Raw genomic sequence first — 24,721 nt, forward strand, 5'->3', positions numbered from 1 at the left:
GCAAAGAAGTACAATTTACTTTAGTGCATCGAGTAGTTTTTGTGTTTCTTCTTCCATTCCCATACCGGTCAAGAAAGCTATTCCATTTAGAGTAGGAATATCATATTCTTTTGTATTTTTTGTGATTGAAATATAAACATCACTCGTTTTTATATATTGATCTAATGACTTAATATCAACTGCTTCTACACTTGCACGAACACCATTTTCTTCAAGTATTGATTTCACTTTCGATGCTACTGTTTGACTTGTAGCTACACCTGAACCACAGGCTACAATTACTTTTTTCATTCATCTTCACTCCTAAATTGTTTTTGTAGTATTGCCAGCAATTCTTCTTCGGATGTAATAGAATGAAACGTGTTCACAAATTGCTCATCCTTGAACTTATCTATAATTAATGAAAGTAGCCCAACTTGTTTTGACGGCTCTTTTATTCCAAGCATAAATATGATATTTATATCAAGCCATGTATCTGTCGTCGCCATTTGTAAAAATCGCAATGGCTGATTTAGTTTAACAACGTATATAAATGGCTTTTTAATATGTTTTGTATCTGTATGCGGAATTGCCAATTGTACCTTTTCCGTAGACAGGCCTGTTGGAAACTCTTTTTCTCTTTCCATAATCGCTTGTTTAAAGGAAGTCTCTGCGTAACCGTTATCTATTAAATCATTACTAAGTACTTCAAACATTTCATGTGTTGAATTAAATTCAGCATGTAGTTTAATTAATTCCTTCTGAAACAAATTTGCAAAATTCATCTTCTGCTCCTCCTAGCCTGTTAAGAATGCTCTGGATGGTGAATATATTTTCTTCCTTCATCATTTGATACATGACGTTTTTATCCATAAACAGATTATTTAGTTTAATTAAAGTTGGTACATGATCATTTTCAACAGAAGGAGCTAAGGCTACAACAATCTTTACTTCTTCCCCATTAGGTGTAAAAGCTGGTTTCTTTAAAACGACGATTTGAAAATCCATTTTCTTTACCCCAAACTTAGCAGCCACATGAGGCAAATAAACATTTTCAGCAATCAACATTCGATCATAATTGCTATAAAAAACGTTCTTTGTTTTATTTATATAATGTTGTGTAATACTGTTTCTTCTAAAAAGAGGAAACATTGAAATATCAACGAGTTCTTCCCAATCGATGCTTTCTTTTAGGATACTTATATGATCAATGGAAAATTTAAATTGGTCTGATCCATTATCTGTTTGTACTTCTGAAGCATGTTGCTTTGCTAACATACAACATACTTTCCTTGAAACAACATCGATGTATTGACTTGGAATATATGGCTGAATGACCTTCATAAGTGATCGTACTAACGGATCGCTGTTGTTTCTCATCTCACCTTGAACTCGATTTCTTAAATCTATCCGAGTTTGGCTATCCAATATTGGCGGAACAATAAACGTTGCTCTTTTATCGTTGATTGGAACTGTTGTGAAGATAAAATCAACTTCTTCCCCATCTTGCTCAAACTGTCTTACTGAATATGCACCAATAAAGTCTATTTCTGGAAACATAGCTTGCAATGTAACTAATAATAATTTAGAAATAGATGTTCCACTTTGGCATAGCACTACTGCTTTGAATATAGTTTCCGTTTCCTCTGCTTCATAAATCCAACTTAAAACGATCATACACAGATAAACAATTTCTTCTTTAGACAGCTCTCTGTGAATAATATCCTGAAAGGGCTTAACCGATTTTTTGACCACACAGTAAATTTCATGATATTGATCCAAAAATTCTCGTGTCAATGGATTATTGATTTGAAAACCGAGTAAACTTCGGTAGATGGCAGGTCTCATATGAAGCAGCACTTTATTCTTTAATTCATTTCTTCGATGCATATGCATCGCTAAATTTGCTTCAATATTATCAATAAATTTATCCGTAGCTTCTGATACTTCATCACCATCTGTAATAGCAAGTGCTGACTCTACCATATTAGAAGCTAGAACTTGTAAGGATAAATAGAGCAAATCACTTTGCGTTAAAAAATCATAATCCCAAAACATTTGCCGAATTTCAGGAAACTCGACCGTATTTTTAATATCATATTTTTCTATTTTAAAAGACCACTTCGTATCTAGCTTCTTCGCTCGCTTTATAACAAAATGGATAATATACGGTAGTTCATCTAATTGTTCATCGGTTAATGTTATACCGATCCTGCTTTCTACTCTTTCCAGTCTTTTTCGTAATCGGAATATTTTTGAACTGTCTACCAGGTTTTTCTCTTCTAACAATATTCTTCCTGCTAAAGAACAAAGTACATCTTTTACTGCTGTTACCAGCAAATTCCGTATGGCAAACTCTGAACCTTTCATAACATATCCATGTTTTCGAGAATAGTCTACATCAATCTCTTTTTGCTCTAAATCCTGCTTAATTAATTTCATATCATTTAGTATCGTGTTTTTACTAACTAAACATATATCTGCTAATTCTAATAAGGATAAATATTTTTTCTCTACAGCCAATACAATAATGATTAAATTGTATCGAGTCTCAAATTCATGATGACTAAATAATTTTCCTTTTTCTCGAAAAATTTTCTTATAGCAAAGCATCTTAGCCGCTTCCGTCATGTAAACTGCTTGATCACTCGAAATAATAACATCCTTACTAAAGGAATTGTTAATCTTGTTAATCGTTTCTCTGACCTCAAGCTTGGTTAATTGAAACTCAATCATTAACTCTTGAATTTGGACATTATCTTTTAGTATCAGATGTTTTATGATTCTTGTTTTATCGCCTCCCATCACTTCACCTCCTTACCTTCATTAAGATCGTAACATAGGAAATAAGACTATTTTCAACAATCTATCACAAAATAAATAAAGCGCTTTAATTGGATTGTGATGAACTTTATATGAAACAAATAATTGCAAGTGGTTTTTTCATAAAGAATACACTACTGCTACATGATTTTTTAAAATGTATGAGTATTTCTTCGCTATATGACAAAACGCCTGTCTAGGCTGTAAACATACAATAACCGCATACCTTAAATGGATATGCGGCTATCTTAGTTTAGCTCTTCAAATCTCTAGAACTAGAATTATGTCTTTAATTTGTTCGCTCAATTATGTTCAACTCAGGTGATCAGGATTAACAAGAAAGCTTGTATTATACGTTGGTAAAACTCTGACCATAAATAACTTTTCAACAGTTACTTCTGCCTATCTATATTGCTTTTATAACTCTTTTTAAAGAAGAGGACCTAACACTTACTGGGCTTGTATTGTACTTTCATCAACTAGCAATCAAAACCTTGGTGCAAAACGTTACAAATAAAAAAGCGTTAATATAGCTAATCAAAGCCTATTTGACGCTCATTCTACTAATCTCCCATTTCAGCATATTCTTTTCTACCGCTATTCGACTCATTCCCACTTTTTCAAGTACTTTAATAGATGGTAAGTTCGTAACGAAACATTCTGCAATGACTTTATCTACATACGAAGATGCGAATGCCCACTTTATCAGTGCTTCAACAGCTTCCGTTGCATATCCTTGATTACGAGCGGAATCTATGATCCCATAACCAATTTCTACCTTGCGCTCCAAATCAGGCTTACCTTTAAATCTAGCATCTCCTACCATTTATTATTCGCTTTCTCGAATATGAACCATGGCCCCCATCCAAATTGGAGCAGGTCTTTTTTCAACTCCATTAGATGCTGCTGCACATGAGCAAGCTCGTGCCCTAATTTAGATTCTTCATCTGAACAAGGAATTAATGACAACCTTTTGGTTTGAATTTTTAAATTTCCCTCCATGTAACGAGTCCCTCTTCTTCGTAAATTTTTAAATCCTTTAAAAGAGCAGTTGCACCACATTATCCATTAGATAATCTGACTTTTCCTTAGATAATTGCTCTCTATTATGACTTCCACATGTGAATTCACAGGAAAAAATCCCAGTAGCTTGAGCCATTTGTAAGTCAAATTAGCATCTCTTACCATAATGGTGCCAGTCTTTTTTATAAGATAAGAAACCACCATGGCTCGCCAAGAGCGCAAGCCACCATCTATGATGAAAAATTTTGCTTTATAATGTTAGATTCTTGAAATACTACCTAAAATAAATAAGTTATATAATGATAAATAGCGTTTTTTTCATACAAAAGCATAAAATGAGTGGGGCACATTGCATTCGGTATTCAAGGAAAGTTCCGAATTATTGATTTGGTTGATACTTATTACTACCCGGAAGCTGTTTGATTTTATTCCATGCTTCAACAGCATCTTCACGACCTTTGCCCTGGTTATTCGGATCTGCAAAAAAATCACGAATAAATTGATTATATTCAAATTGTGGGGCAATGTTCTTCTTGTACGCAGGATCTTTCTTCCGTTCTTCTTCCTCATACCACTCTTGGACAACATCACGATATGTTTTACCAACATTTTGTTTCAAATAGTTTTGAATATGAGTGGAAAAATGAAAGCCCGGGATTACTGTCTTAAAAAACGCTCGTACATGCTGACCGCAGCGATGGTTTTCCGTGATTACTGTAGCTAAGCTTAATTCTTCTTTCGTTTCAGCTTTGCTATTTTTGTTAGATGTTCTAATTGGTTTTTTAATCTCCCCTGTACGAAGAAACTCTTCAACTCGGTCAGAGATTTCCAATTTTGAACCAGAAGCACTGATCCCATTTTCCCTGCAAAACGCTTGTAGTTCTTCTTTCAGCCAATAGAAATCTTTAAAAATTTGCACACTTAACTCCTTAGTTAGACTAGGTCTCATTTCTAGAATACCTCCATTCGATTACAATCATCTTAGAACAGACGTTCTTTTGCGTCAAGTTTTTTATTACTTTATAGAAGGAATGAGTAGAAACTTTCGACACAATAACCTGCCTTTATAGCTACATTTCCGAAAATAGGATTGACTTTATATGAGACTATGATATCCTTCAAGTGTAGTTGTAATAATTTCTACTAGGGGGGCCTTCATTGGCTGAGACAACGACCCTTAGAACCTGATCTGGTTAATACCAGCGGAGGGAAGTGGAAAACTACTTAACAATGCAATCTATTTCTGTGTTTACATGTAGCCAAGGTCCATGTTTATAGATAGATTGCTTTATTAAGTATATCCCTTTCTTCCTCGATCCAGTTCAAAAAACATGACTGAGGAGGAATTTTTTATGCAATTTACAGACACATTAAGAGAGGAAACTGCTAATAGCTGGGAGCAAAGTGTGAATCATCCATTTGTAAAAGGGATTGCAAAAGGGGATTTACCACTAGATATTTTCAAGTATTATATTCTTCAAGACATTTATTATTTGAAGCACTACGGAAAAGTACATGCTTTAGCTGCAACCTTAGCAGAGGATTTCCGAGTTACGGCGATGCTTGCAGAAAAAGCAAAAGGAACTGCACAAGCGGAGTTGACAGTGCATCAAGAACATGCAGAAATACTTCACATAACAGATAACGACTGGGAGAATTTCAAACCAGCACCGACTGCATATGCTTATACATCACACCTTTATCGTGCGGCAGCTTCTGGTAGTCTAGGGCAAGCCATCGCAGCAATGTTACCTTGTTACTGGCTTTATGCAGATATCGGAAAAACGTATGAAAATGAGAAACCAACTGAAAAAATTTATCAAAACTGGATTGCCACATATGCCAGTGACTGGTTTCAAGAATCGACCAATGAGCAAATTAATCTGCTGAATCAAATTGCTGATGAATCCAGTAAAAAGGAAAAGGAAAAAATGAAAGAACAATTCATTATCGCGAAAGAATATGAGCTTGCCTTCTGGGAAATGGCCTATACAAACGAGGAATGGTTCTCAGACAGACAATGGCATAGTCAATCCATGGCATAAGTGAAACGTCATTCAGCAGGGGTGGCGTGCTGCATGTTAGTACTATAAGCTTATAACCTAAAAAGCACTTACACGAGTCAGGTGCCATTATCTCTCCCAATTGAACTTATTTCTCCCGTCTTTTCCTCTAAAAGCGGGAGTCTTACAACATCTTAGATGCGTTATAATTCAACGTATGGGAGAGCGGTTATGCTTGACTGTTTTTTAAAAAAATGAATCAAAGCTTTGCTGAAAGGAAATATACAACTAATTAGTTAGTTTTAGGATAGAGCTTCCTATTGAGCATACGAACTTACCTTTCTGAATTGACTCGAATAATTAACTCCACTATAGTAAAAGAAAAGGGCGATCAAGACTGATAGCCCTTTTCGAGTTATTCTGGCATTATATCGATCTCGATCATTGCAAGAAAAATTACTTTAAAGAACGGTTTAGGCAAAGGAGGAATAAAATGAAAGTCCCTTCACTCCTCTTAAGAAAATTCCTTACTTCCTATGTGTTATCTATATTAACTGCTATCTTTTTTTCTATTCTTTACCTATTCCCAATCACCAAAGAGGATTCTAATTATTATTTAGCAGAGAATTTTTTAGGCTGGACCCTTGTTTACGGCGTTTATATTATACCTGTTCTATTGCTTTACGGTGGTCCCATTTCAATAGGATTGGAGTATATTTACCAGAGAGGCTTCTTCAAAAAAAGTTGGTTTTACAACTTCTTTCACGGCTTATTTGGAGCAATATTTGGATTGTTCTTCTTAAATACCCCCGTAGTTTTAATTGGGGTATTAATAGGTTCATCTTATGCTACCGTCGATCGTCTGCTCTCTCAAAGGATAATGAATAAAAAAACAATATGGATTAGCCTAGTATCCCCCATTGTCATATTAGTATTAATATGGGGAGGTTTTCAGTATGTTTCAGATCCACTCCCTCCATTTACTGCACAAGATGCTATCATATTGGCAACAGAAGGTGAAGAAACACTACAACCATTTCCTAAAAAAGAAGGCATCTCTAAAAGGGAAATTGATGGTTATTATATTACATATGAAACAAAAACAGAAAAGATGGATGATGAAACATATATCACTAGTTTTTCAGCAAAGTGGAGTAAAAATGGAAAGAGTGATTCGTCTCATATCGCTTATAAAGTAGAACGTAACTCTACAACATTATATCAATCAGATTGGAATTTTGATCATCCATATAATAACTAACTTGATTGTGTCACTATTTACATGTCAGTGCTTAAATGTGCTGGCTTCTTATTAGCCCTCGCGCTTTCTACAACATATGTGTTGCATATTCGAAGTCTACATCCAACATGAAAGAATTAAAACCATTGTATCCTAATAAAGTCAATCTTCAGTCAGAGGAGGGGTCTTTCATCCCCCTCTGATTGTTAGTACCGTAATGGTATGACGTAAACGCTCTGAACGTATCGAGCATTTAGATGCTGATATCCCCCACTTAGACTTGTTCCGTACACACAACCCTTGAAGTGGGAGTCTTACAGCGCCTTACATACGGGATAAACAGTCTCAATCTCATGGATCAGGAAAGGGAGCGGCTTACTCCTAAGAGTTATTTCTTATTTTGTCTGTATAAATCCATAGATTTGTACCCTTGGGATAGAACGTCTAGCATCTGTCGATGACGTTTATCGCGCGTCTTTTGTTGTTTGGCAGAAAATATAAAACGTGCCCAATCTTTTTGATATCCAGGTGTTAAACTTTTGAAAAATTTTAATTCATTAGGATGATCTGTTAGCAATAATTCCACATCTCCAACATGCTTCTCATAATCGGCTACGCACTGACTTGTAGCAGTAGTTTTTGTTGCTTTCTTTTTTTCACGTTTTAACCCAACAACAGTGAATACTTCATCCATACTTACCATACGTGCAAATTTAATATCACTATTACGTATGTAACCATCGTCATCTACTTCCATTGCAGGAAATATTTCATCTCTATGGACAAACGTTTCATAACGGGTATTACCTTTTTTAGGGTATGCGAAAAAAATATAGCCCTTTTCCTGTAAGAGCTGGTTATCATCAAGGAATCTTTGAATATACAAAACCATTTCATTAAGCGTTTCCACAAAAATAAAGACAGCGTCATGATTTTTGGAAAGCGTGGTCTGTTGCTCAGTAAAAATGTCATAATCTGTTGGTTGGTTAATGATATACATATTTGTATATTTTTGCAAGTTTAATTTATCTATGATGGACACTTGGTTACACTCCTTTTTATACCTTGTTTCTTATAGGTGTGATTTAATAAACAACTTATTTTAACTTTATGTTATTATTTACAGAAAGACAAACCTTTATTTTTCATATTAAATTAAAACGTTGGTGCGAACCTGAAGTGCACATAAAAACCCTAGGGGATTCGCACCAAAATTTCTTTGTATTTTTCAAGAATTTGACATAAAATAGAAGTTATAATCGTATTTTTATATAATAGACGGAATAAGGCATATAAAAAATAATTTTTCTGTAAATATTTAGGTGTAAATCACTGTCGCACCTTGTATAGGTGCGTGGATTGAAATTTGAATTTATCCCTTTAATGCAAAGAGTCTCGGCGGTCGCACCTTGTTGAGCACGCATTCATGTTTATTTTTAGTTAGGAAATGTCTGTACTATGTTAAATGCTTGCTACCTGATGCAAATCTCTGCCAAAATATCATATCTTCTTCATCCAACTTATATTTCTTGAGCAATTTTCATAAATAATTGGATTAAAGGTGATCGATCTTCATTATTCCAAGCAATACTAGAATTCAGTGTTTCAGTACAATGATTTATTGGAACAAAAGCAACATCTTCTCGTCTAAAATAATTCAACATTTCTGGTAAAATAGCTACCCCCATATTCGCTGCAACCAATGGAATTACTGTTTGTAACTCATACGTTTTTTTACGTATTCGGGGACTAAAACCAGCGTTTTGTAAAATGGAAATAACTTTATCGTAATATACAGACCCTATCTCACGCGGCGTCATAATAAATAATTCTTCCCTTAAATCAAATAAATCAATCCCCTCACTGCTATTCGCCAGATGGTGATTAACAGGTAATACCACATTAAATGGATAATGTCGAACCACCCTCGATTCAATATTTTTATGCTTAATAGGACCAGGTAAAATACCAATTTGTATACCTTTTTTTTCTAATGCTGCTATTTGTTCTTTCGTTGACATTTGTTCTAGATGAATCTCTACATTTGGAAACCTTTCTTCATAGATCTTTAACAACTTTGTTAATGTTACATAATCTGGTCCAAATCCTATCTTTATAACCCCTAGCTTTCCTTTGTCAACAAGTCTTGTTTCTTTAATGGCATTACTCAAATGCCCATTAATTTTTACAACCTCTTTATAAAAATATTGTCCAGCCTCTGTTAATGTTACTTTTCTACTTGTTCGTTGAAATAATTTGACTCCCAAATGGTCTTCTAGCTTTATTATTTGCTGACTTAAAGGTGGTTGCGTCATCCCTAACTTTGCAGCAGCTTTCCCAAAATTTAACTCTTCTGCAACAGCTATAAAATACATTAGTTGTCTTATTTCCATTTTTACCTCCACTAATATGTTTTTCGACTTAATTGTTAATAAAAATCGAATTGGATATATACATAAATTTAACTTAGAATTAGATATTAAAGATAACAATTACTTCTGAATATTACAATCATTTCATTGAAGGAAGGTGGTATTATTGGAACTAGAATTTAATCCCCATTTACTCTGGTATGTAATTGGATATGGAATATTTATGATTATTTTGGGGGTAATTTATTCTAAAAAAGTATCCAATAGTGATGACTTCATTCTTGCTGGAAAGTCATTAGGACCTATTGTCTTAATGGGAACTTTACTTGCTACTTGGGTCGGAAGTGGCACAGTTACTGGTGGACCGAATTCAATTGCATACTCACATGGCATATGGCCAGGCATAGGTTATGTAACCCCTTCTTTGATAGGAATCATGCTATTAATGGCTATATCAGCAAAAATTAGAAACTATGGGAAATATACTATTTCTCAAGTCTTGAATATGAAATACGGTCCAGTTGCTAGTTTCATTTCAACTATCGTCATTATTCTGGCGTATGTAGGGATTGTCTCTTATCAATTTAAGGGTGTTGGATTTATTTTGCATGTTTCTACTGGTATATCTGTGGAAACTGGAACGATCCTCGGTGCTGCCATTATTATATTTCTTGCAACCATAGGAGGACTAATGTCAGTTGCCCCTACAGACGCATTTAGTGCGTTTTTGATACTTATCGGATTAATTATTGCCGTCCCACTGGTTATATCAGTCAGCGGTGGATGGAGTAATATAGCAGCAGAAATGCCTAGTGAGCGTTTTAATTTACTTGGGAACCTTACACCATTACAACTATTAGGATTTTACGTCCCAGCACTTTTTCTATTACTAGGGGATCAAAATATGTACCAAAGGATTTCAGCTTCAAATAGTAACAGAACAACCAAAATTGGAACCATTGGTTGGATTATTGGAATGCTGATTGCAACGCCTATTGTTGCACTTATCGCATTTAGTGCTAAAACTATTTTCCCTGGCATTGACCCAGGTATGGCCTTAATTGCTACTACTCTAGTTATTCCATCATTTATTGGCGGACTATTAATTGCAGCTGTAACAGCATTTATAGTAACAACGGGAAATTCCTATCTTCTTTCTGCTGCAACAAATATTACCTTTGACATTTATGGGGCGTATATTAACAAACATGCAAGCGATAAACAAAAACTAATGTTTATGAAAATGTTAATACCGATTTTAGGAGTAATTGCTTTTTTACTTACTTCCTTTTTTCCTTCTGTGTTAGCAATACAAATGTATTCCTATACAGTTTACGGAGCAGGAATAACCCCAGCATTGTTAGCGATATTTCTATGGCCAAAAGTAACCAAACAAGCTGGAATTAGTTCAATGGTTCTTGGTGTCATATCAACGCTTATCTGGGAATTTTCTGGAAACCCATTGGGAATAAACAGTTCTTTAATTTCCATTCCAATTGCAATTCTTACTTTACTAATAGTGACCGTTTTTACAAAGCAAAAGACAATCACTTATTGAAACTGATGATAAAGATTTCTTTCGATATTAGAACGTAATAGATTTTTTCTTTTAGAATGAAAGAAATGGGAAAAATCCTGCTGAATGAAGTTTTTACTTTATTTTAACTAATAGAAGTAGAACAAAAGTAAGGATAAACTCTTAAGTTCCCTTGACACTCCTCCTACAATCGACAACTTATCAACCTGAACGAATTGGACATTTAAGTGCCGTTATCTCTCACTCAGACTTTAATTCTTAAACAGGAGTTAAGGCACATTTCACGCTGGATAAATAAACATAAAGAAAGGAAGATGACTATGTACGACCAAAGATTAAATAGTTTTAGAGAGGATTTTTCTAATTTAGAAGTTGATGCGGCTATTATCTTTAATTTTGAAAATCAATTTTATTTTACTGGTTTGAAAGCGATCACTTATTCAAGACCGATTATATTAGGAATTGGTGAAGAGAAAACACATTTCATTATACCTTCCTTAGAAGAACAGCATGCCAAGGCAAAAACGAATGTAGATAACTATTACATATATCATGAAACAAAAATGTATTCCAAAAACAACGAAAACTATTTAGACTACTTTTCACAACTTTTGCAGCAATTTCCAGCTCATGCAAGAATAGGGATAGAATTCTCCACATTACCAGTAATTCTTAGGGACATGATAGTAAATAAAGGATTTTCATTAGTAAACATTGATCAATATATTACTAAAATGAGATTTGTTAAGGACAACCAAGAGTTAAATAGCATACGTGAAGCAGGTAAGCTAGTGAGTTTAGCTTTAAAAGAATCATTAAACCATGCACGTCAAGGAATTACAGAAATTGAACTAGACCAATTTGGAAATACGGTACTGTTTAAAGAAGTAGCAAAAAAGCATCCACATTCTACTTTAGACTATTTTGTAATGTCTCCATCTGGTATAGCAAGGACCAATATGCCTCATGTTTTTTCTAACACAAGGCTATTAAAAAAACCCGACATTATTATTCATAGTAGACAAGTAGCTATTAATGGATACAGAGCCGAGTGCGAGCGAACATTTTTTATCGGCGAGCCGACTACTGAGCAAAAAGCTGTATTTTCTATTGCTATAAAAGCCCAAAATGAAGTATTAAACCAAATAAAAGTTGGTATGAAGGCGTCTGAAGTTAATGAAGTTGCTCGTGTTATCATTTCCGAAGCAGGCTTGGAAGAATACATGAACCATCGAACAGGGCATGGCATAGGCATTGGCCTTCACGAAGAACCTTCCCTTCGTTTTGATAATGAACTCTCCTTGAAGGAAGGTATGGTTTTTTGCGTAGAACCAGGCATTTATGTACCTGAGGTTGGGGGATTCCGCCATTCAGATACTGTCATTCTAACAAATAATGGCGCAGAACTTATTACAGAGTACCCTAGAAATATAGAACATCTAATATTTTAGCTTTTAGGCATTTATTAATAACGAAAAGTTACTTTAAACTTACACTTTTGTATGAAAAAACAACTCTATTTTATCTAACTCATTTATTTTAGACAGTATTTTAAGAATCTAAACATTATAAAGCAAAAGTTTTTTCATGATAAATGGTGGCTCGCGCTCTATAGTACAAAAGAAAAATCGCTCAACCGAAATTCATCTTCCCCCTTACCGTTGGGCTTGCGCTTCACACGCTTAAAGAGGGGGAGACTTCTTTCGGAGGACCGTTAAAACAACCCTTTGCCGGGGCTTTTTTGTTCCCAATCATAAAAGTTCCCTGGTCAAACTTGGTGTTCCTAATAGTATGAGTAATAACTTCATAATGGATGTTCTGCTTTCATTATTGATCGTATTATTGCATCATCTACCCAAGCAATAATAGATGCTCCTTTCCCATTCCTAATCCGTCATGTGAAAAAGTATTGTCTTCTTGATTTAATACGAATTCATCCTGGTTCGTACACATCAACTGGTCCATTTCCTTTGTTCGATTCTTTTCAGTTAACCATGCATATATAAACCTAGGCATTCTTCCAAAAGATATTCTTCTATTATCCTCTGTACCATATGGTTTTATTTCTCCAGAATCATCCATATAGTATTAATCCACAATACGACTAAATTCATCTGCCGACTAATTTGTTCCGAGTCTGTTTGCTCATCCCCAAAAATTAATGCAATACGAGCAATAATTCAACACCCCCGGCTAAGATCAGCTTTTTTTCAACATATCTCTACCCCGCTCGATTCTTAAAGCGATTTGTTTTATCCCACTGAATGGTTTCTTTTTTTATAAACCTTTTCCATAAATAAATAACTGCACTTCGCCCCAGTAGAAGCACAAATAATTGCGCATACGTAAAATACATAATAATCGCGACGATTACTTTTATCGGTGATACATCTTGATCGACTACCATCACACCGATTAATTGTGAAGTATAGACAATATAACTCATAAACCAGAGCATCAGTATTGGAGTAGTATACTTTGGTTCAAACCAGCCTAATAAACCTCCAATAAAACATATGTGTGAAAATAGCAATAGTAACGCAAAAAACAGATAAACGGTTATATGCTGCATCGATTGATGAAATGCTTTTTTTCGCCAAAACTTAAGAGAAGTAAACACTTTCTCAAGCAAATAAATGTTTCCAATCATCCATCTAGTACGTTGTTTTATAAATGTTTTTAGCGTTTCTGGTTCCTGTTCCCATGTCTTTGACTCCGCTTCAACCGGCAATAAGTAACCTGCTGCAGTTAATCGAATAGTCAATTCAGCATCCTCTGCCAATGCATACATATCATACCCACCAATTTGTTCAATAATGTGGCGTTTTAGCAACATATTCGTACCAGCTAAAGAACCAATTTTAAACAGCTGCCATCTACCACATTGTATTAACAGTTGGAACACTTGAAACTCTAAAGCAATCATTTGTGTTAATAAATTTTTGTATGCATTTTTCGTTTTCACATAGCCAACAGCCCCCGCCGCATGTGGCGTTGATTCGGCTTTCTCTACTAACAAACGCACAGCATCAGGCTCTGGTTCGTTATCGGCATCATATACTAAAAAATATGTTGATCGGATCAAGGAAAGCCCATAATTGAGCACTCTCGATTTTCCTTTAGGCTCACCTGGTGGTACTGGGATGTAGTGAATTTTGCTAAATATTTTCTGAAAGTCTTTTCCAATGTGAGCGGTATTATCTGTTGAATTGTCGTCTAATAGATATATATTCAAATCGCCAGGATATTCCAATTGACTCATTGCATGTAACGTATTTTGAATAACGATTTCCTCATTATGTGCAGGTATTAGTATAGAAACGGATGGATACGATTGAAGCCTAGATCCTTGTTTTTGTTTCTTTACCCGAAAGTAAACACCCGCTAGCATTAACATGGAATAAAATAGTAACAATCCCCAAAAGAACGCCATGATTACAATTAATATTATATTCACAAGCTGATCTCCCTCTCACGTAACAAAGAATCTAATGTCTCTTTAAGATTTTCCGTTTCATACATTTCTATATGATAAGGAAGGGAAAGAAAGTTAATATTCTCTTTCATTGTTTTGATGATACGATTAATTACGATTTTACGACCCATTTCATCTGTTCCTTGAAGAAAAATGAAGACACTTTCTTCGGTTGGTGATGTAACGAGATCAAACTTCGATCTAACTGTTTGAAGGCAGGCTTTAATAAACTCTTGGCGCAAAGAAGCTTGTACCGCTAAAGGTATATCTTTTTTCATTGTAAAAAGTAACAATTGACCTTTTTCCCCACGACGGCGCATACCCGTTTCAATAAGAAGTCCACGCTCTTTAAATTCTTGAAGTGATAAAGCTTTTGTTTGTGCATCGTATTTTTCCAGAAGCTGCAAGCGTACTTGCAGTTCTTGCAGCTTCTGCTTAAGCGAATTTAAATCATGGATCATAAGCCAGCTTAACAATAAAGAAATTGTCAATAGTACATGTGCTAAAATATATTGATATTGTCCCTGATCATGTATTTGCTGATTAAAAGCATATATGGTTAAAGCAAAACCATAAACAAGAATAGTCGTTAATAAAATAAAGAAATTAAAACTGGTTCTAAAGCCAGTCATTATGAACAATACTACTAGAATAATGCTGATTTGAACAAAAAATAAGGTAGGAGGGAATATTAATTGAACACCGACAGAAAGAGCCCAACAAGCCATAAGTATATATAATCGTTCATTCTTCAAATTGTGATCACTCCTGATGTAAAATGAAGTAGCGAGAAATGCGCACAAATTATTATCAGTTAGCTTCATCCATATACATAGTTACATATTTTTTATGAAAATACGACAAGTCATTTGCGATGGATAATATAGATGTATCCCGTGTCGCTCGTATAGCTATGGATGAAACTTCACGGGCGAAAGGTCACAAGTATGTGACATTATTTATCGATTTACTGGCAAGGAATTGACGAAAATCATATAGAACTCATTTTTACTCATACATAATTTGAAGGCATATCATAGATACATATCTTAATTCTAAACACTATTACAATTTCAACGTATCATATAATAACATACTATCAATTAAAATCAGGGCTTTTTACACCTAAAAGTAACCGGTAAAATATGCTATCCTGTTCTTATTATACTAATAACCTTACTTTAAATATTTTATTCTTAACTTCATTGTTTTGGAAACATATAATACGCAAACCTTTCATTAAACAATTCGGCCTTCAGTATGCCCTTTCTTATCTCTGGGCTTTCTAATTAAATTTGCGCAAAAAAAAACACTACAGAAGTTAGTAGAAAATTATTCTAACTTCAGCGTGTTTTATGATAAAGAGCATTTTAGCAATAATTTATCATAATTTTATCTAATTTATTGCTTCTACGTGGGATACATTCTAACGATAGGTAAAGATAGCCCAGACTATGCACATTCCTTTAAAACGCAAATTCCAAATTCCTTTAGCTCTCTATGAATCACAGGACTATCGGCTATTCCTTGGCAATAACTATATTCTAAAAAAACTGCATACATACTATTCCATGCAGCTTCTAATTCGGTAAGTAAATCTTGTTGTTCCTTGGTAGTTAATGCTGCTTGTAACTGCTTAAAAACTTTTTCAACACGGTCTTCTTCTTCTTTTAAATTTGAATTTATTAAAGCATTACGATAAGCTACTTGATGTATGCGCTCAATAAAAATAATGTTATTAAATGCTTTACGCAAAATATAAGTTTTCGAGTTTTCTGCTTCTTTATCGTCTATAAACGTATATTTTTCTTGTTCATCGTACATTATTTCTACTGCTTGCTCCATGTGTGAGAAATCATAAAACCCATTCCATTCATTTACAACTTGAGGATAATGCGACTTTTCATGGCACACCGACAAAGCTCTCACTTTCATCTTATATCCCTCCATTAAGATTAAGGTTATCGTACTACCTCATGCCTATTAGCTCATCATTATAAACTTCTTGTAATTTCATTACAGTTTTCCTTTCACTTTACTTTCCCCCAAATCATTCAATAGTGATTTTGAACATTTTAGAAGTTTTCACCTCGCTAAATTAAATTTTCAAAAAATTAACCATACACAAATACTAACATACGTTCGGTTTTTTGCACGTTTGAACCTGTGTTACTTTTAAAATTAAACTTGATGTAGAGAAAATAAATAGTTAAATATTGGGTGTATCTATGCTCATCCTTATATTTTTAAGTGAGATCTGAATACGAAGGAAAAATCACTAAGAATTTTGGATCAATAATGAGAATATCGTAGCTGGATTTGTCATTACCTCAAACGCGCTAATTAAAAGCAGATTTTTGTTGTTCAGGTCTTTGTACACGATCCCAATACCTCGGTCTTTTCTTCCCCTTATCTTGCTTCGGATTCATTTTATTTTCAACATCTGCAATAAACTGTCTGAAACTTTTCTCCCCCTGCATCCTCTTTATACTTATCATTAGTGGCACACGGAATAAATTATTTGTTTTTAGTTGATGTCGGCTGATAGCAATCCACCATTTGCATCGCTCTTAGAACGTATGATGGCAATGCGTACATAAATAACGCTTCTTAGTATAATTTTCACAGATGTATTGGATAAGAGTGGCCACCTGTATAGACTGCATTCTATAACTATGAATCCGCTTAGTCGGTTCCTTAAAGCACATTTTTGTTTTTTAACTTCGGTATAAAGTTCGATCAACCATTTATTGTAATCCTTTTCTATATTCCATACATCTACATGTTTGTCTTTAATCTCTAATAACTCTATGATAAAATGATCTTGCCGCTTTCCTCTCCTTTATCCTTTGCTGAAAACTTAGGGTTAACAAAAGAGAGGGGAAGGCGTGTGTTTTTTTGTTTGCTTATAAACCTTGTCGGGATAAAAGACACCACCACATAAGTGTAGAGGCTAAAAATATATTGACTATTAACAGATATTGTATTTTAATAACTGAAACACCAATCGACGACTGATTATCAACAACTGACTGCTCAAAGCTGTTTTGATCCCGTCGATCCGCAATTTAACCCCGTTTTTATTTGCCGCGATTATTCCAAGAAGTAAATCATTCTAACTTTTCTTCCGGAAAGAAGATGAAAGTGCTGATAAGAGAAGACCTCCACCAAAGCCAATAAACACTCCTGCCGCCGCTTTATCTATGGCTAATCCGATGCCTAAACCAATAAATAATCCAGCTGGAATGAAAAACGTATTCGTATTCACCGTATAAATGTCCCCTTTTTATAGCAATCATTTATTAAATATTACAGTAATATATTTTATTCATATGTTACCATAAACTCATATCATAGAACATCAATAAGCAAAGAGATGGTTAAAGAGCTGGAAAATATCTTTGGACGTACGAAAAACAATAGGATTTTAAATTATAAAAGGCGCATTTATAATTTGAAGAACGTACATATAAATCAAGTGCCTGAAGAAATTGCGGAAATAACGACTAAATATAAAAAGATTTTTGATGAATTAATTCTTCAAGAAAAAAATCTAAAAGATAAGAGATGCGGAAACAAAACTTGTAAGGATAGCAGAATTGGCTAAGGAATACCCCCAAATGAAATTCACATCACTCATACACCATATAGACGAAAAGTGTTTGATACAAAGCCACTACGAATTGCCAGGTAACAAGGCAACAGGGGTGAAAGGTACCACGAAGAAAAAGTATGGAGAAAATCTGAAAGAAAATATCCAACAGCTGGTAGCTAGAATGAAACAGAAAAGTTACCGTCCGCAACCAGCCAGACGGACCTATATGTGGATACGATTAAAAACTATCTACAGTCCTCCTGCGATACTGGACGTCTGGAAATAGTCGTGATGGATTTATCCAAATCCTTTAAATATGCTGTACAAAAAAGTATTGGGAAATCCGTCGATCCATAGCCGATCAATTTTACGATATGAGGCAAGTAATATCAAGTGCTAGATGAAGTGCAACCTGAAGTACAAAGGGGCCTAGATAAGTCATCTTGTATAAAGATGAAAAGAAGTAAATAGCTCCAATTATAAGGTAGATGAAGAAGAAAAAGAAAAGGTGCAAAAGTTGCTTTAATAGGCTTTCGCATGAAAGAGACGTACGAGCTAAAAAATAAAGTAGATTGTTGGTTTAAGAAAAGCGACAAACATACCTAAGAGCAAATTTAGAAGTTTGTATGGAAGCCATGAAGAAAACTAAGATTTGGAAGTATTTCAACGTGTAAGAAATACATTTGAGCCCAGGAAAACAGAACTATTATACTCATTTATGGATCCATTTAATAATGGCTATATTAGAAAGAGTAAATAACACCATAAAAGTGTTAAAGCGTAATTCATTTGGAATTAAGTGTTTTAGCGAATGAAAAAGGAATATTGTGGTAACAAGAGATTAAAAAACCATCTAAGGTTCAAAAGAAATAGTGAAGTCGATTTTCCAAAATCGTATTTAACAGAAAACCATTTTTATAAATCCTAACATATATCGTAGAGACTAATTTTTATTGTTCAAAAAAGCCCTCCAATCAACAAAATGAACTGCGCCCTGTCAAGTAGACAGTGAAAAAATAAAAAAATTATGCCACAGCCTGGTGCCGGTATTCTAATGGTGCTAGGCTGTTTAATCTCTTTTGGTATCGTTCCTCATTATAGAATGTAATGTACTTATCAATATCTTTTTCTAGCGCCTCAAAGTTCTTGTAATTCTTTAAGTCATAGCTTTCACATTTAAAATGACCAAAGAAGCTTTCAATTGGTGCGTTATCAATACAATTGCCTACACGTGACATACTGCGTTTCATCCCAGCTTCCGTCGTAAGATAACGATATTCCTTTGATGTGTATGGTGAACCACGATCGCTGTGAATTAAAGGGGGTGCGTCAGGATTTGCCTCTATAGCTTCTTTTAGCGTGTTCATAACCAAAGGATTGTCATTATAGCGCCCCCAACCTGATAGGCGACAATCGAACCGTCATAAAGGTCCTTAATGGCACTTAAATAAGCCTTGTTACCAAAGCCATACGTCACATGCGTGGTATCCGTTACCCACTTCTCATTCGGCTTCCCCGCAGTAAATTCACGATTCAAAATGTTTTCTTCCATATTGATATAGCTTGTCTTCGTGGAATAGCCATTGGAGCGACGAATATGCGATTTTAAGCCCATTTGAATCATGAAGCGTCGAATTCTTTTCTCGTCATATTGCTTCTTATATTTGCGATTGATCGCCATGGTTATTCGACGATAGCGAAGTTACCGTTATACTTTCTGAATTCCTCTTTCACTTTTTCATGAGCCATTCATTTTCCCTTTGTCGTTCTGTAGGTTTATGTTTCAACCATTTATAGTACCCAGATCGGGATACATCTAAAATGTCACAGAGTAATAGAATGGGTATTGTTGTCTCCTTATGATAGTCATGAATCGCTTGAAATTTAGCTAGATGTTTACCTAGTCGCGCTGTCCCATCCCCCTTTCGATTTCCTTCAACTTTTTTAATAAGCCATTCTCCGCCTCTAAATACTGATTACGGTGTTCCAGTTCTTTAATACGAAGTTGTAATTTCTCTTCTTCGGTAAGGCTAGCCTTTGATTCTAGCGTTTTTCCACGACGATCCTGAAGACCCTGTTTCCCATCTTTTTCATATTTACGTATCCAGCTATATACTTGTTGATAAGAAACGTTATACTTTTTAGCCGCCTCATGATAATTGCGTTCGTTCGCAATCGTATATTGGACAATTTCAATGCGTTCTTGAAGTGTGGTTTTACGCCCTTTTGTCATGGTTTCTCTTCCTTTACTAGTAGATTTTATCTCTTTCCCACTAGTATACTGGTTTATCCATTGACGTAAAACCGAATTAGATGAAATATTAAACTTCTCACAAGTCATTCTCAGACTGCCTTCTCCATTTAGATAAAATTCAACAGCTTCCCTTTTCAGTTCGCTGGAATACTTCTTCCATGTCCTCGTTTCCTTTAAACCATCCACCCCATCTGCTTCGTATTTACGCACCCATAAGTTAATCGTAGTACGGTCAACAGAGTATTCTTTAGCAATCGTACTGACAGACGCCATCCCTCAATCACACGTAATACCGCCTCGATTCTTTCATCTAACGTATGTTTACTTCTTCTTTTAGACATAGAAAATGCCCCCAATGTAGTAGTAGAAAGTTTTTATTATTTCTCTGTCTACCATATTGGGAGCATATCAAAGTATGTGAGCGTATTTTGATCTTATCTTTATATTTTTCCCTTACTCTGAGGTCAAATAAAGTTTGAACTCGCTCTTGTTATCCACATTCTTTTAAAATACATATTCCATACTCCTCAAGCTCTCTATGGATCACACGGCTATCCGCTATTCCCTGACAATAGCTATACTCGAGAAAAACTGCATACATACTATTCCATGCTGCTTCTAACTCGATAAGTAAGCGCTTTTGTTCCGGTGTGTTTAATTCAGCTTGCAACTGCTTAAAAATCTTTTCGACATGGTCTTCTTCTGATTTTAAGCTTGAGTTTTTTAAAGCTTTATTATAAGCAACCTGATGTATTCGCTCGACAAAAATAATGTTATTAAATGCTTTACGTAAAATATCGGTTTTGTGCTTATCCGTTTCAGCTTCGTTCGTAAACAAATATTCTTCTTGTTCATCATAGAGAATTTCTTCTGCTGGATTCATATGAAACTTTTCATAGAACCCATTCCATTCATTTACTATCGGCCACTCAAAAGAAACTGAACATGTCGACAAACAACTTACTTCCATTTTACTTCCCTCCATAATGATTATCGTTCCAATTTCAGCCTGCTCCAACTAATTACCATTTAGATATGTTCATTCTCATTTTTAGTTCTACCTCTACCAGTTATTCCATAATGGTTTGGGCATTAAAACTTTCTATTTCACCTCACTATTTTCAAATTTTCTTAAAATTTATTATACATAAATACTAACATATGTTCGGTTTTTTTGCACGTTTGAACTTGTGAAATAACATTTGTTTAAAAATTGTGGTAAAAGCAAATCGGATATAAATAATAAAGAGCTAAAAGAACCGCACGTACATTTATTGAGTACAATACAAATGAGGGGATGGTGGTATGCAGAGAGCAAATAGAGCACGTAAATTAAATTATTTTTCCGAGAAATCTCACTATATTTACAAAAGGCAAAGAAATGTCTATTAAAACAGCACCGTGCTTGACTAGGGAAAATTCTTTTCAAGAACGTTTCGCTCGTAGCCTTTGTTCTACTTTGCTAAGTAAATAGGGGATGGAGAACCTCTACTCATTGAAGTTTCACTTAAATACAGCTTAAATTGTAATTTGTAAAAAATGAACAGAATAGTTTTCAAATAAATTACAGTACATTGGATTAAAACTCTCACTTTGAGCTTTTACAAAATAAAAGCATTCCAATGAAAGACGAAACGGACCACACCCCAAATAAGAATATGGACCGAACCTATTTAGTAACCCTATATCTTTACTATTTATTTATTAAAAAGCTCTTCTTCTAAACGAGGTTAATGCGCGACAACAAATCTGCTAAAAAAATACGTATACCTCGTTCTGTTGCTAAGAATACTTTAATGTTGTATATCAATAACTAACCGAGACGAATACTCTGGTATTTTATAATTAACCCTTACCTTTTTTAAATGAAAGTCTGCAACCAAGGTTTCATCCTCTTCTTTCAAATACTCAATAAATGATAATACAGGGCTATTAGTAACTTCCATTGTCCCTCCCTCCTGTTTTAGTTCTCCAGAAATTTTACCATACGGTATCCGAACTTTTAACATATTATTATCTTTAATAATGTCATAATCATCGAATGTTTTGTTTAAGTCAAATACAACTCTTGTATAATTGGAATGAACACCATATCTTATATTATTTACATTTCTTGAGGAAACCACGACTTTTCTATTTGCTTTGTAATCACGATAGGTTGCGATTAATTGCGCTTTTCCCTCTTTTACAGCATAGAATGTACCATTTTCCACATATCCAATATCGTTGGAAACAGTCCAATCAATTAAATCAGGATCCATCTCTAATTTTTTGCCGTGTTTATTATATCCTTTTACAGCTAATGCAATATTTTGACCTGGGGAAACTGCCAAATCTAATGGTAATATTCCCAATACTCCTTTTGGTCTGTATGGTTTAGATCCAGCTGGAAATGGCGGGTACATTAAATACTTATTTCGAACGTCTTTCATCCACTCATTCAATTCGTCTTGCCAAGAAGCAATAATTTTATTAACCTCCATGTTCTTCATGATCATCTCAGGGACGTCTGTATCCCCGATTAAATTGGTGTAACTTTCCGTCATCTCAAACTTATCAGGATTCTGGTCTCTCATCGCATCCACCAAATTTAATCCTAAAGCAACAAGATCAACTTTTTCGGGATAAATCAGATGGACTTGTACACCAGCCACCAGCTCACCTTCATATTTTCCAAACATGGGTGTAAAATATGCCGATCTAAATTTCACGCCGGCAATACCACGGTTTCTCATTTCTTTTGCTAAAGCTTCACTATCAATCCATGGAGCACCTACTAATTCAAACGGTCTAGTGGTGCCAAGTCCTATAGACAATGACGTGTCATCTAATAATTCTGTTCCCGTATATAAATAAGCTGTCTTTTCAGTCGGTATATTCGGAGATGTCATCACCCACGGAAGTCCAGTATCGGAAAAATACACATTTCTTTTCCACCCCTTTAATTTAGCTATTTTTAGATCTACTCCCATACTATATTCATGGTTCCACATTACAGCCAATTCACCAACTGTCATGCCATGTCTGACAGGAAGCAAAAATCTGCCCATAAAACTAACAGCATCTTTCGAACGTACCGGCCCCTCGACCCTTGTACCACCAATAGGATTTGGTCTGTCTAGCACGATCAGTTGTTTGTCATGTTCTGCTGCTGCCTCCATTGCAAAACCAAGCGTGTAAATATAAGTATAAACATTGGAACCTATATCCTGAATATCAAATAATAAAACATCTACATCCTCGAGCATCTCTTTCGTAGGTTTCCAGGTAGATCCATACAAGCTATATACAGGTAAACCCGTTTTTTTATCGATATACGACTCCACATATTCTCCTGCTTCACGATCCCCGCGTATGCCGTGTTCCGGACCATATAATGCTGTTAAATTTACTTCAGGATGGTTATACAATAGATCAATGCTGCTCTCCAAATCACTTGAAACCCCAGTATGATTCGTAATCAATCCAACTCGTTTATCTTGAATCCACTCTAAATGACCATCTAAAAGAACCTCCATACCTAGCATCACCTTTTTTATTCCCCCTTGTCTTCCATATTTTTTCATTAGATATAGTATCTAATGAAGACCTTCCCTAAGCGACGAACCGATGAGGCCTTATCGTAGGACGCATTTCTAAAGTCGCATCGTTGCAGGGCGCTTGCGCCGGACGTGGCTTCGATTATTTCGTTAACCCCAAGCACCTCATTTTATGCTTTCTTATCTTTCAAAAAATACCATCATTGTTCTTAGCTATAAACATCCCTTACACTATTTTTTCTAGCTTCAACTACCATCAATCATCCGGGTCATTAAATAGTCTACTTTTTTGCTTATCTCACTCTGTTTACAATATATTTCTATCATTTCTCCTACTAGGCTTTTTTCTGATATAACTGACATTAGATGATCCTGTGCATGAATGAGTAATACAGATAAATTTTCTAACCCCCCTTGAGTGTCTTCTTGAATAAGTTTAGTCTGTAATTTGTGCGCCTCTAATAATTCATCAGAAACATGTTTCATTGTAGATTCAATTTGACTAAATTCTGCCTCCCGGGCATAATTTAACGCCTCATATAAATGTTTTTTTGCATTACTTGCACGTAAAATGATATTCATGGATACATTTTCAATGTCCATCTGCTATTCCTCCATAATGAATTAATTCTATAGCCTGTTTTCCTATATATTCTTTAATCTTTTTATTAGCTATTACATCTATTTCTTCATTCTTCTACTGTTATAGTTACTAGTTTTATATAAGCAAGAATCGATAAAGTGAATCTTCAATCAATGGGTGTTTTTATTCGTCCCCGCTGATTATTAGTACCGTAATGGTATGACCTAAAGTCCTTTACGAGATAGGGCATTTAGGTGCTGTTATCTCCCACTTAGGTTTGTCGTAGTACAGATAAGTG

21 protein-coding genes, 1 pseudogene and 1 riboswitch are annotated in these 24,721 nt (G+C 34.8%); of the genes and pseudogenes, 4 read left to right on the top strand and 18 right to left on the bottom strand.

Going from position 1 to position 24,721, the window contains the following annotated elements; translation table 11 throughout:
• Positions 1-15 precede the first annotated feature (15 nt).
• The 6 genes from KBP50_RS14020 to KBP50_RS14045 form a co-directional block, all read right to left on the bottom strand.
• Positions 16-291: a PTS sugar transporter subunit IIB gene (locus tag KBP50_RS14020; protein WP_050351984.1), complete on the bottom strand. Its 276-nt coding sequence runs from the start codon at positions 289-291 to the stop codon at positions 16-18.
• Positions 288-764 (bottom strand): PTS sugar transporter subunit IIA, encoded by a 477-nt coding sequence (locus tag KBP50_RS14025; protein ID WP_050351983.1) that lies wholly within the window; start codon positions 762-764, stop codon positions 288-290. Before KBP50_RS14025 ends, KBP50_RS14020 begins: the two co-directional genes overlap by 4 nt.
• Positions 727-2,784: a BglG family transcription antiterminator gene (locus KBP50_RS14030; RefSeq protein ID WP_050351982.1), complete on the bottom strand. Its 2,058-nt coding sequence runs from the start codon at positions 2,782-2,784 to the stop codon at positions 727-729. Before KBP50_RS14030 ends, KBP50_RS14025 begins: the two co-directional genes overlap by 38 nt.
• Positions 2,785-3,346: 562 nt before the next feature.
• Positions 3,347-3,628, bottom strand: a complete 282-nt coding sequence (locus KBP50_RS14035; protein ID WP_050351981.1) for a GNAT family N-acetyltransferase — start codon at positions 3,626-3,628, stop codon at positions 3,347-3,349.
• Positions 3,622-3,804, bottom strand: a complete 183-nt coding sequence (locus KBP50_RS14040; RefSeq protein ID WP_050351980.1) for a hypothetical protein — start codon at positions 3,802-3,804, stop codon at positions 3,622-3,624. Before KBP50_RS14040 ends, KBP50_RS14035 begins: the two co-directional genes overlap by 7 nt.
• A 400-nt stretch (positions 3,805-4,204) precedes the next feature.
• Positions 4,205-4,774: a DUF6434 domain-containing protein gene (locus KBP50_RS14045; protein ID WP_050351979.1), complete on the bottom strand. Its 570-nt coding sequence runs from the start codon at positions 4,772-4,774 to the stop codon at positions 4,205-4,207.
• A gap of 186 nt (positions 4,775-4,960) precedes the next feature.
• Positions 4,961-5,053, top strand: a riboswitch (TPP riboswitch).
• Positions 5,054-5,177: 124 nt separating this feature from the next.
• On the opposite strand from KBP50_RS14045, the gene tenA reads away from it, so the two are divergent.
• Complete coding sequence (tenA, locus tag KBP50_RS14050; RefSeq protein WP_050351978.1) at positions 5,178-5,870, top strand: thiaminase II; 693 nt, start codon at positions 5,178-5,180, stop codon at positions 5,868-5,870.
• Positions 5,871-6,321: 451 nt separating this feature from the next.
• Entirely contained in the window at positions 6,322-7,089 is a 768-nt protein-coding gene (locus KBP50_RS14055; protein WP_050351977.1) for a hypothetical protein, read from the top strand.
• Between the two features lie 367 nt (positions 7,090-7,456).
• Here KBP50_RS14055 and KBP50_RS14060 read toward each other — a convergent pair whose 3' ends face one another.
• Together KBP50_RS14060 and KBP50_RS14065 are read right to left on the bottom strand one after the other, a co-directional pair.
• A complete protein-coding gene (locus KBP50_RS14060; protein WP_050351976.1) occupies positions 7,457-8,110 on the bottom strand; it encodes a YdeI/OmpD-associated family protein in 654 nt (217 codons plus the stop codon).
• A 478-nt stretch (positions 8,111-8,588) separates the two neighbouring features.
• The gene (locus KBP50_RS14065; RefSeq protein WP_050351975.1) at positions 8,589-9,461 is read right to left on the bottom strand and encodes a LysR family transcriptional regulator; all 873 of its coding nucleotides are present in this window, start codon (positions 9,459-9,461) and stop codon (positions 8,589-8,591) included.
• Positions 9,462-9,606: 145 nt separating this feature from the next.
• On the opposite strand from KBP50_RS14065, the gene KBP50_RS14070 reads away from it, so the two are divergent.
• Both KBP50_RS14070 and KBP50_RS14075 read left to right on the top strand, forming a co-directional pair.
• Entirely contained in the window at positions 9,607-10,998 is a 1,392-nt protein-coding gene (locus KBP50_RS14070) for a sodium:solute symporter family protein (RefSeq protein WP_050351974.1), read from the top strand.
• A 299-nt stretch (positions 10,999-11,297) separates the two neighbouring features.
• Entirely contained in the window at positions 11,298-12,428 is a 1,131-nt protein-coding gene (locus KBP50_RS14075; RefSeq protein WP_050351973.1) for a M24 family metallopeptidase, read from the top strand.
• Between the two features lie 400 nt (positions 12,429-12,828).
• Here the strand turns inward: KBP50_RS14075 and KBP50_RS14080 are convergent, their stop codons facing one another.
• The 10 genes and pseudogenes from KBP50_RS14080 to KBP50_RS14125 form a co-directional block, all read right to left on the bottom strand.
• On the bottom strand, positions 12,829-13,059 hold the full coding sequence (locus KBP50_RS14080) for a hypothetical protein (RefSeq protein WP_050351972.1): 231 nt from the start codon (positions 13,057-13,059) through the stop codon (positions 12,829-12,831).
• A 139-nt stretch (positions 13,060-13,198) separates the two neighbouring features.
• Positions 13,199-14,434: a glycosyltransferase family 2 protein gene (locus KBP50_RS14085; RefSeq protein WP_128743426.1), complete on the bottom strand. Its 1,236-nt coding sequence runs from the start codon at positions 14,432-14,434 to the stop codon at positions 13,199-13,201.
• A complete protein-coding gene (locus KBP50_RS14090; RefSeq protein ID WP_050351971.1) occupies positions 14,431-15,207 on the bottom strand; it encodes a hypothetical protein in 777 nt (258 codons plus the stop codon). The genes KBP50_RS14085 and KBP50_RS14090 overlap by 4 nt, the downstream gene beginning before the upstream one ends.
• Positions 15,208-15,904: 697 nt before the next feature.
• The gene (locus tag KBP50_RS14095) at positions 15,905-16,387 is read right to left on the bottom strand and encodes a hypothetical protein (protein WP_050351970.1); all 483 of its coding nucleotides are present in this window, start codon (positions 16,385-16,387) and stop codon (positions 15,905-15,907) included.
• Between the two features lie 404 nt (positions 16,388-16,791).
• Positions 16,792-16,932 carry a hypothetical protein gene (locus tag KBP50_RS14100; protein WP_157858474.1) on the bottom strand — a complete coding sequence of 47 codons (141 nt, stop codon included), beginning with the start codon at positions 16,930-16,932 and terminating at the stop codon, positions 16,792-16,794.
• Between the two features lie 635 nt (positions 16,933-17,567).
• Positions 17,568-17,720: a hypothetical protein gene (locus KBP50_RS14105; protein WP_157858473.1), complete on the bottom strand. Its 153-nt coding sequence runs from the start codon at positions 17,718-17,720 to the stop codon at positions 17,568-17,570.
• A 1,352-nt stretch (positions 17,721-19,072) separates the two neighbouring features.
• A pseudogene (locus KBP50_RS14110) lies at positions 19,073-20,642 on the bottom strand (IS3 family transposase).
• 149 nt (positions 20,643-20,791) lie between these two features.
• Positions 20,792-21,271 (bottom strand): hypothetical protein, encoded by a 480-nt coding sequence (locus KBP50_RS14115; RefSeq protein WP_050351967.1) that lies wholly within the window; start codon positions 21,269-21,271, stop codon positions 20,792-20,794.
• Positions 21,272-22,094: 823 nt separating this feature from the next.
• A complete protein-coding gene (locus KBP50_RS14120) occupies positions 22,095-23,867 on the bottom strand; it encodes an exo-beta-N-acetylmuramidase NamZ family protein (RefSeq protein WP_082240935.1) in 1,773 nt (590 codons plus the stop codon).
• Positions 23,868-24,086: 219 nt separating this feature from the next.
• Positions 24,087-24,443 (bottom strand): PTS lactose/cellobiose transporter subunit IIA, encoded by a 357-nt coding sequence (locus tag KBP50_RS14125; RefSeq protein WP_050351965.1) that lies wholly within the window; start codon positions 24,441-24,443, stop codon positions 24,087-24,089.
• Positions 24,444-24,721 lie beyond the last annotated feature (278 nt).

Origin of the sequence: Virgibacillus pantothenticus (genome assembly GCF_018075365.1) — a bacterium.
Lineage (GTDB): Bacteria > Bacillota > Bacilli > Bacillales > Amphibacillaceae > Virgibacillus > Virgibacillus pantothenticus.